This is a genomic window from Alkalihalophilus lindianensis, from assembly GCF_032843265.1.
GTDB classification, from domain to species: Bacteria; Bacillota; Bacilli; order Bacillales; family Bacillaceae_D; genus Alkalihalophilus; species Alkalihalophilus lindianensis.
Genome location: NZ_JAWJBA010000670.1, coordinates 1 through 254, shown reverse-complemented (window position 1 = coordinate 254; position 254 = coordinate 1). Strand labels below are relative to the sequence as shown.

The following is a 254-nucleotide window of genomic DNA, read 5'->3' as shown; positions in this document are numbered from 1 at the left end:
ATAATCCCGATCTCTTGTTTTTAGATGAGCCATTAAGCGGGCTTGATGCCAATAGTGTGATGGTGTTTAAGGAGATTCTTGCGATTCTCGCCGCCCAAGGCAAGACGATTTTCTATTCTTCACATATTATGGACGTCGTTGAGAAAATTAGTAATCGGATCATCCTGATTAACGATGGAAAAATTGTTGCCGATGGTAGTTTCACAGAATTAAAGCAGCAAAACACAGAAGGGACATTGGAACAAATTTTTAAT

The 254-nt window shown here is 39.0% G+C and carries 1 pseudogene; it reads left to right on the top strand.

The annotated features are described in order from the left end of the window. Positions 1 to 254, top strand: a pseudogene (locus tag RYX56_RS23840) (ABC transporter ATP-binding protein); the annotation flags it as partial.